This is a genomic window from Mangrovactinospora gilvigrisea (assembly GCF_001879105.1).
In the GTDB taxonomy this organism is placed as follows: domain Bacteria; phylum Actinomycetota; class Actinomycetes; order Streptomycetales; family Streptomycetaceae; genus Mangrovactinospora; species Mangrovactinospora gilvigrisea.
In genome coordinates, this window is sequence record NZ_MLCF01000093.1 from 1 (window position 1) to 5751 (window position 5751).

Annotated in this window: 4 protein-coding genes; 2 read left to right on the forward strand and 2 right to left on the reverse strand. The window is 73.0% G+C overall.

The window, feature by feature from the left end; translation table 11 throughout:
* Nucleotides 1-1341 (forward strand): AMP-dependent synthetase/ligase (locus tag BIV57_RS16535; RefSeq protein WP_071657595.1); only part of this gene is annotated, 1341 nt, incomplete at its 5' end.
* A gap of 184 nt (nt 1342-1525) precedes the next feature.
* Here the strand turns inward: BIV57_RS16535 and rpsA are convergent.
* Complete coding sequence (rpsA, locus tag BIV57_RS16540; protein WP_071657596.1) at nt 1526-3034, reverse strand: 30S ribosomal protein S1; 1509 nt, start codon at nt 3032-3034, stop codon at nt 1526-1528.
* Between the two features lie 439 nt (nt 3035-3473).
* Nucleotides 3474-4721: a lytic transglycosylase domain-containing protein gene (locus BIV57_RS16545; RefSeq protein ID WP_245797733.1), complete on the reverse strand. Its 1248-nt coding sequence runs from the start codon at nt 4719-4721 to the stop codon at nt 3474-3476.
* 166 nt (nt 4722-4887) lie between these two features.
* Here BIV57_RS16545 and BIV57_RS16550 point away from each other — a divergent pair.
* A partial coding sequence (locus BIV57_RS16550; protein WP_336446623.1) for a DEAD/DEAH box helicase occupies nt 4888-5751 on the forward strand: 864 nt, incomplete at its 3' end.

The window sequence follows — 5751 nt, forward strand, 5'->3', positions numbered from 1 at the left end:
ACCCTCATCTACACCTCCGGCACCACCGGCCGGCCCAAGGGCTGCGCCCTCACCCACGCCAACTTCCTCGCCGAGTGCGACACCGTCGTCGAGCTGCTCCTCCCCGTCTTCGAGAAGGTCTCCCGGCAGCAGCCCTCCACGCTGCTCTTCCTCCCCCTCGCCCATGTCCTCGGCCGGATGGTCGAGGTGGCCTGCGTCCGCGCGCGCATCCGGCTCGGCCACGCCCCCTCCATCAAGCCCGAGGAGCTCCGCGCCGACCTGGCCGGTTTCCACCCCACCTTCCTGCTCGGCGTCCCCTACCTCTTCGAGAAGATCTTCCACACCGGCCGCGCGCAGGCCGAGTCGATCGGCCGGGCGGCCTCCTTCGACCGCGCCGCCGGCATCGCCCGCCGCTACGGCCAGGCCCTCCTCTCCGCGCTCTCCGGCGGCCCCGGACCGGACCGCAAGCTCCGGGCCGCGCACGCCCTCTACGACGTCCTCGTCTACCGGCGCATCCGCAAGGCGCTCGGCGGCGACATCCGCTTCGCGGTCTGCGGCGGCTCCTCCCTCTCCCCCGATCTGCTGCTCTTCTTCGCCGGCGCCGGCGTGCTCATCTACGAGGGCTACGGCCTCACCGAGACCACCGCCGCCGTCACCGTCAACCCCCCGCTGCGGCCCCGGCCCGGCAGCGTCGGCATGCCCATCCCCGGCGCCGGGGTGCGCATCTCCGACGAGGGCGAGATCGAGGTCCGCGGCGGGATGGTGTTCGCACGCTACCGGGAGCAACCTGAAGCCAGGCTGAAGCCGGCGGCCGATCCTGAAGGGACCTTCAGCGACGGCTGGTTCTCCACGGGCGACCTGGGCCGCATCGACCAGGACGGCTACCTCTACGTCACCGGCCGCAAGAAGGAGCTCATCATCACCAACGGCGGCAAGAACGTCAGCCCGGCGCCGATGGAGGACCGCCTGCGGGTGCATCCGCTGATCAGCCAGTGCCTGGTGGTGGGGAACGACCGCCCGTTCGTGGCCGCGCTCATCACGCTGGACGCGGAGGCGGCGGAGGCGTTCGTGGAGAAGATGCCGGGCGGGGACCGATATGCGGGGCCGCTCCGCGAGCATCCGGCGCTGCGCGCCGAGGTGCAGGGGGCGGTGGACGAGGTGAACGAGACGGTGAGCAGGGCGGAGTCGATACGGAAGTTCGTGATTCTGGAGGGGGACTTCACCGAGGAGAACGGGATGCTGACGCCGTCGTTGAAGGTGAAGCGGCGGATAGTGGAGCAGGGTTTCGCGGACGCGATCGAGGGGTTGTACGCGAAGGCGGGGCCCGCTCCCGACCAGGGCCTGGAGTCGGCCGCCGGGTAGGGGGTGGCCGCCGGGTAGGGGGTGGTCGCGGTTCGCCGCCCCTTCGCCCCGGCGCCCCACCCGGACCGCTTCGCGGTCCTCGGCGCGACGGGGCACGGCGTCTGCGTCCGGGCACGGCGAAGGGCCCGGTCCCCCGTGGGGGGCCGGGCCCTTCGGTCAGGCTGGGACTGCTACCTCAGTGCGATCAGGACTGGCCGCCGGCCAGCTTCTCGCGGAGGGCGGCGAGCGCCTCGTCAGAGGCGAGCGCGCCGCTGCCCTCGTCGCCCGAGGACGAGTAGGACGACGGAGCCGCGCCGGCCCCGGCACCCGGGGCGGCCGGAGCGGCGGTGCCGCCGTTCGCCTCGGCCTCGGCCTCGGCCTCGCGGGCCTTGATGACCTGGGCCTGGTGCGCCTCGAAGCGGGTCTGCGCGTCGGCGTACTGACGCTCCCACTCCTCACGCTGCTTCTCGTAGCCGGGCAGCCAGTCGTTCGCCTCGGGGTCGAAGCCCTCCGGGTAGATGTAGTTGCCCTGGTCGTCGTAGGACGCGGCCATGCCGTACAGCGTCGGGTCGAACTCCACGGAGTTCGGGTCGGCGCCGAAGGCCTCGTTGGCCTGCTTGAGCGACAGCGAGATGCGGCGGCGCTCCAGGTCGATGTCGATGACCTTGACGAAGATCTCGTCGTTGACCTGGACGACCTGCTCCGGGATCTCCACGTGGCGCTCGGCCAGCTCGGAGATGTGGACCAGGCCCTCGATGCCCTCGTCCACGCGGACGAACGCACCGAACGGCACCAGCTTGGTGACCTTGCCGGGGACGACCTGGCCGATCTGGTGCGTGCGCGCGAACTGCTGCCACGGGTCCTCCTGCGTCGCCTTCAGCGACAGGGAGACCCGCTCGCGGTCCATGTCCACGTCCAGGACCTCGACCGTGACCTCCTGGCCGACCTCGACCACCTCGGAGGGGTGGTCGATGTGCTTCCAGGACAGCTCCGAGACGTGCACCAGACCGTCGACACCGCCGAGGTCCACGAACGCGCCGAAGTTGACGATCGAGGAGACCACACCGGACCGCACCTGACCCTTCTGGAGGGTGGTGAGGAAGGTCTGGCGCACCTCGGACTGGGTCTGCTCGAGCCAGGCACGGCGGGACAGGACCACGTTGTTGCGGTTCTTGTCCAGCTCGATGATCTTGGCCTCGAGCTCCTTGCCGACGTACGGCTGGAGGTCGCGCACGCGGCGCATCTCGACCAGGGAGGCCGGCAGGAAGCCCCGCAGGCCGATGTCGAGGATGAGGCCGCCCTTGACGACCTCGATGACGGTTCCGGTGACGATCCCGTCCTCGTCCTTGATCTTCTCGATGGTGCCCCAGGCACGCTCGTACTGAGCGCGCTTCTTCGAGAGGATCAGGCGGCCCTCCTTGTCCTCCTTCTGGAGAACCAGGGCCTCGATCTCGTCGCCGACGGCGACGACCTCGTTGGGGTCGACGTCGTGCTTGATCGACAGCTCGCGGGAGGGGATCACGCCCTCGGTCTTGTAACCGATGTCGAGCAGGACCTCGTCCCGGTCGACCTTCACGATGACGCCGTCGACGATGTCGCCGTCGTTGAAGTACTTGATCGTCTCGTCGATCGCGGCGAGGAAGGCTTCCTCGGAACCGATGTCGTTGACCGCAACCTGCTGGGGGGTGGCGGTGGAGTCGGTGCTGCTCGTCATGTGGGAAAGGGCTCCGGTACGGACACGTGGTCGTAGGTACTGCTACGCGGAGGGCCAGTCGCCCTGCCGGGGAACCACGAGTACGGATCAGGGACCGGGCAAGCCGAAGAGCCGGAAGCATCCGGCTCCGTCAACACTGCCCCGCCCGACCGAGGGTCCGACGACAGATGCGAGCGCGACCTGCTCCGTCCGAGGCGCGCAGGCCCGCAGCGCAACTTGTAGCATACGGGCCCCCTTGAACACGGTCAATGCGCGCCCTCAGACGAGAGCGGCATATCAGACAATCCCGGAGCTGAAGCACCCGCGCCTGGGCGGCGTCCCGCCGGGACGCCCGCCGGCGGCGGCTCCGGTGCCGCGCCATCGCCACAGTAGCGCGGCGGGTGGGCCGGACGGCCGGGTTCCGCTGTGGTGCGCGGCACGCCCGCCCGGCCCCCGCGGCTCAGGTGCAGGTGGGTGACGGCGAGGGGCTGCCGCTCGGGGTGGAGGACGCGCCGGCGCTCGCGCCGGGGTCCGCGCCCGCGCTCGGCGTGCCCGCGGTCGCGTCCGCGGACGGCGAGGGCTTGCCCGTCGGCGACGCGGAGGGCGAGGGGCTGGTGCAGGTCGGGCTGGGGGACGCGCTGGTGCTGACGGTCGGCTTCACCGTCGGCTTGATTCCGCCGGTGGAGGTGACGGTGGGCCGCGGCCGGGGGCTGCCGCCGGAGCTGTGGCCGCCGCCCGTGCTGCCCCCGCCGGGGGTGCCACCGGTGCTGCCCCCGTTCCCGGAGGTGCTGCCGCCGCCCGGGGTGCCGGTGGCGGTCGGGGTGCCGCCGCCGGTGGTGGCACCGGTGGGGCCGCCCAGGCCGCCGCCGGGGGTGCCGCCGCCGGTGACCGGCTGCACCGCGTAGTTGCCGGTGAGGTAGTAGAGGTACCAGGCCTTGACCGTCTTCAGGTAGGCGGACGAGTTGTTGTAGCTGAGGATCGCGTCGTCCATGCCCGCGGTGGTGGCCATGTCCTTGCTGCCGGCGCAGAGGTAGTCGGCGGCCGAGGTGGCGGCGTCGAAGATGTTCTCCGGGTCGGAGATGCCGTCGTGGTTGCCGTCCACGCCCCACTTGGCCCAGGTGGAGGGGAGGAACTGGAACGGGCCGACGGCGTGCGAGTAGGTGGTGTCGCCGGTGTAGCGGCCGCCGTCGGTCGCCTTGATCAGGGCGAAGCCGTGCTGGCCGTCGAGGGCCGGGCCGATGATCGGCGAGAGCGCGGTGCCGTTGGTGTCGAGCTTGCCGTCGCGCGCGTGGCCCGACTCGACCTTGCCGATGCCGGCGAGCAGCTGCCACTTCATGTGGCAGCCGGGGTCGGTGCGGTCCACCGCCTCGGCGGCCTGCTGGTAGGCGGCGAGCACGTTGGAGGGGATCTGGCCGGTGCCGAGGGTCGGCGTGGCCGGGGTGCCGTTGGAGCCGCTGGACGGCGTGGCGCTCGGGGTTCCCGCGGCGTTCGGCGGGAGGGACGGGTTGAACGGCAGCGCGGGGCCGCTGGGTTGGGGCCCCTTGTCGCCGCCGTGGGCGGTGGCGCCCAGTCCGATTCCGGAGCCCGCGCCGGAGCCGGCGAGGGCCGCGGTGGCGACGCACGCCGCCCCCAGGCCGAGCGCCTTGCGGCGGAGGTTCGCCGCCGCGGTGCGGGCATGCTTGCCGTGGTGCCGTGCCGGTATCCGCACGAGCCTCTCCCGATCCATCGTCCCCCAGGAATACAGCCCCTGACGTTACGACAGGTACCCGCGGGTTAACCAGGCGGCAGGAGCGGTTCTTTACCAGATGGGCACGAACTCGAAAACGGAGCGTCCCGCTTCGGTCGCCGGCCGGTCATCGCCGATACTGGCGGGCATGGCGGGCACAGCGCGGACTGACGGGATCGATCTGCCGGTGCGGTCGGCGCTTCCCGCGCTGCGCGCGGCGCTGTTCGGGGCGGGCGCCGCGGGCGGCGCGGTGCTGGTGGCGCCGCCGGGCACCGGGAAGACGACGCTGGTGCCGCCGGCGCTGGCCGGTCTGCTGGGCGACGGCGCGCCCGCGCGGCGGGTGCTGGTCGCCGAGCCGCGGCGGGTGGCGGCGCGGGCCGCGGCGCGGCGGATCGCCTGGCTGCTCGGCGAGCGGGCGGGCGAGGGCGCGGTGGGGTTCACGGTGCGCGGCGAGCGGCGGGTGGGGCCGCGGTGCCGGGTGGAGGTGGTGACCACCGGGGTGCTGCTGCGGCGGCTGCAGCGCGATCCGGAGCTGCCCGGGGTGGACGCGGTGCTGCTGGACGAGGTGCACGAGCGGCATCTGGACGCGGACTTGGCGCTGGCGTTCCTCCAGGAGGTGCGCGGCGCGCTGCGGCCGGAGCTGGCCGTGGTGGCGGCGTCCGCGACCGCCGAGACGGGTCCGCTGGCCGCGCTGCTGGAGGCTCCGGTGGTCGAGGCGGAGGGGGTGGCTTTCCCGGTGGCGGCGCGGTGGGCGGCGCCGCCGGCCGGGGTGCGGCCGGCGCTGGGCACCCGGGTCGACCCGGCGCTGCTCGACCACGCGGCGGCGGTGGTGCGGCGGGCGCTGGCGGAGGAGGCGTCCGGGGACGTGCTGGTGTTCCTGCCGGGCGCCGCGGAGATCGCGGGCGTGGCGGGGCGGCTGCGGGGCGCGGTGGCGGCGGACGTCCTGACGCTGCACGGGCGCACGCCGGCGCACGAGCAGGACGCGGTGCTGGCGGGGGGTGGAGGCGGAAGC

What these genes read in the sequence shown, in the direction of transcription:
- rpsA (WP_071657596.1), bottom strand. Translation starts at nt 3,034, where the DNA reads ATGACGAGCAGCACCGACTCCACCGCCACCCCCCAGCAGGTTGCGGTC.